Source organism: Iodidimonas nitroreducens (assembly GCA_000710935.1).
In the GTDB taxonomy this organism is placed as follows: domain Bacteria; phylum Pseudomonadota; class Alphaproteobacteria; order Sphingomonadales; family Rhodothalassiaceae; genus Iodidimonas; species Iodidimonas nitroreducens.
Genome location: BAYV01000044.1, coordinates 1 through 2,798, shown reverse-complemented (window position 1 = coordinate 2,798; position 2,798 = coordinate 1). Strand labels below are relative to the sequence as shown.

The 2,798-nt window shown below is 47.7% G+C and carries 3 protein-coding genes; all 3 read left to right on the top strand.

All coding sequences use genetic code 11. From position 1 onward, the window contains the following. The first annotated feature begins 513 nt into the window (after positions 1-513). The gene (locus AQ1_RS12005; RefSeq protein ID WP_042087647.1) at positions 514-1,521 is read left to right on the top strand and encodes a replication initiator protein A; all 1,008 of its coding nucleotides are present in this window, start codon (positions 514-516) and stop codon (positions 1,519-1,521) included. 97 nt (positions 1,522-1,618) lie between these two features. After that, positions 1,619-2,275 carry a ParA family protein gene (locus AQ1_RS12000; RefSeq protein ID WP_042087646.1) on the top strand — a complete coding sequence of 219 codons (657 nt, stop codon included), beginning with the start codon at positions 1,619-1,621 and terminating at the stop codon, positions 2,273-2,275. Beyond that, positions 2,275-2,514 carry a hypothetical protein gene (locus AQ1_RS11995; RefSeq protein WP_042087643.1) on the top strand — a complete coding sequence of 80 codons (240 nt, stop codon included), beginning with the start codon at positions 2,275-2,277 and terminating at the stop codon, positions 2,512-2,514. Before AQ1_RS12000 ends, AQ1_RS11995 begins: the two co-directional genes overlap by 1 nt. Positions 2,515-2,798: the final 284 nt, after the last annotated feature.

The window sequence follows — 2,798 nt, the reverse complement described above, 5'->3', positions numbered from 1 at the left end:
GGAGGAATAATCCCGTGGCAGGTCACAGTGCCAGTATCTAAATATCGCATATTTAGGCTGGCTTGAACGTTGGTAATTATGGCGCTGACCCTGACATTGCTTCTCCCCTATTTTCTGGACAGCCATGGTACCAGTTATATTGCCACATCTGCTGTTTTGATTCAGATGGCATCAACTTCTGATGCAGACCTGTTTTATGGGCAATTATGTCTGAATAAGGTTCACCATTAAGAGTTATCCACAGGAGGGACCGGCATTTTAGAGTGTTATATATGTGTTATATATAGTGTTAAGCTGTGGATAAGCTTCTGGAAGCCCTTGATTTAACGATATAAAATCTAACGTCCGGTAACTAAAACCACGAATTTCGGTAACTAAAACCACGAATTTCGGTAACTAAAACCACGAATCTTGACAAAGGGTAACTAAAACCACGAATATCAGAGCATGGAACCTGATACCACGAATCTTGATCTCTTTTCCGCTAATGAAGAGAAGTCCCCTCTACCTCTGATGCCAGACCGGCATCGGCAACATGATCTATTCATTTGTGATGTTGCCGATGCCGTGCTCAAGGATGTGATGACTCACATGGAGCATCCGTTCTATTCACTCTCGAAGAAACCGGAGACGAATGTTCGGCGTTACGAACACAAGGGTAATTGGATAGAAATTACCCCAAGTGTCAAAGGCTTGGCCACGATCTATGACAAGGATATTTTAATCTACTGTATTTCGCAGATCATGGCGAAGCTGAAAAACAATGAACAGGTCTCGCCGCGCGTTCGGATCAACTCACGCGATCTGTTGATCTTCACCAATCGTGGTACGAGCGGGCGGGATTACATGGCGCTTGTGGAGGCGCTTGATCGTTTAGAAGGTACACGGATTCGAACGAACATTCGCTCAGGTGATGAGGAGCAAACGGACAGTTTTGGTTTGATTGACGCCTCATCTATCCGCCGTAAGCATGGTCTTGATGGAAGACTGCTTTGGTGCGAGGTAAAGCTCTCTGATTGGGTGTTCAACGCGATCCGCTCCCAAGAAGTGCTGACACTGCACCGTGATTATTTTCGATTGCGGAAGCCGATTGAGCGGCGCGTTTATGAAATTGCAAGAAAGCACTGTGGGCAGCAAGACGAATGGACGATTGGGCTTGAAAACCTTCTCAAGAAGACCGGCTCCCAAAGCCCTCTTAAGCGATTCCGTCAAATGATCCGCGATCTGGTCGATTTTGATCACCTGCCCGACTACAGTGTCACATTTGATACCGATTCAGATATGGTAACTTTTCACAACCGCGGCACGATGCTCATTGCACCTTCTGTGACAGCTTGGGAAGGTCGCCTCGACCCCGAAGCATATCATGATGCAAGATCTGCGGCTCCGGGCTGGGACGTACATTTGCTGGAGCGCGAATGGCGCTCCTGGCTTAGCGATAATGAAATTGAACCCAAGCACCCCACCCGCCACTTCATTAAATTCTGTAAGAGCTGGTACGAAAGACATGAAAATCCATGAAAATATGATTTCATGGCAGGATGCCATCATGATGACATGGTATTGAGTAACCATGATTCCATGATATCATCAAAAAAACAGACTAAGCAGAGGCATCATGAGTTACATAATCGGAATGGTCTCGCAAAAAGGTGGGGCGGGAAAGTCTACTTTGGCAAGGTTATTTGCGCGGGAACTGGCGAAGGACGGATTTTCAGTCAAGATCGCTGATCTAGATACACAGCAGACCACGTGCACGGAATGGGCGGCAGATCGAGCCGAAGCGCAAATCGAGCCAGAAATTCAAGTGCAGCCCTTTGGAAACCTCAAGACGGCGTTGGCGGAAGCGGGGCGTTTTGATGCCTATATCCTCGATGGCCGTCCTCACTCTTCACAACAAACCCTAGAAATTGCACAGGCGGCTGATCTGACCGTCATTCCGACTGGGCAGACCAAGGACGATCTGCGGCCAGCCGTAAAGCTCGCGCACAGCCTCGCTGATGCTGGTATCAGCACAGGAAAGATTGCGTTTGCACTAATGAAGACGACGAACAGTGAGGCTGAGCTCAATGCGGCACGAGCCTATCTGAAACAAACAGAATATATCACCCTAGATGGCTATGTACCGGTCTCGACCGCTTATGGCATTGCGCACGACGCCGGAAAGGTCATCACAGAGACTCCACACCGTACCCTGAACAAGAAGGCTGAACGTCTGGCGCAGTCAATTATCAATCGTCTTGCTGCGGTCACGGCATCGAAGGAGATAGCGTAATGGCAAACACCTCCCTTTTGAAAAAGGGTGCACCACCACCACGGGAAAGGGCCACAAACATCATTCATGCCGACCCTCGCAAGTCTGAGGCTAAGAACAAGCCGCTCCAGGTGATGATACCGCCTGAGATTTTCGATGCGTTTAGCGCCAAGGCAGGGGAAACATTCGGGTTTTCAAAAGGCTCAAAGTCGCAGCTCTTCTTGACAATGTGGGAATCCTATATCTCCATGAAACGTTGATATCATGATTCCATGGAATCATGATATCAACAAATACACCCAAAACGTAGAACCCGTTATTAAAGGATTCTACGTCTGGGTGAGGGTGGTTGAGTCACCGATCAGACATCTTTGCTATTTCGCAAGTCGACGTTAGGGAAAATTGAATTTGGCCACGAAATATAATCACCAAGATTTTTCAAGGGGGCGCGATAAAAGTCACCATCATCTCCTTTGATGATGATTTCTTCTTTTCCAATTGCCTCAACAGTTGACCTGCCACTGAATTTTCATCCATTCGGGAC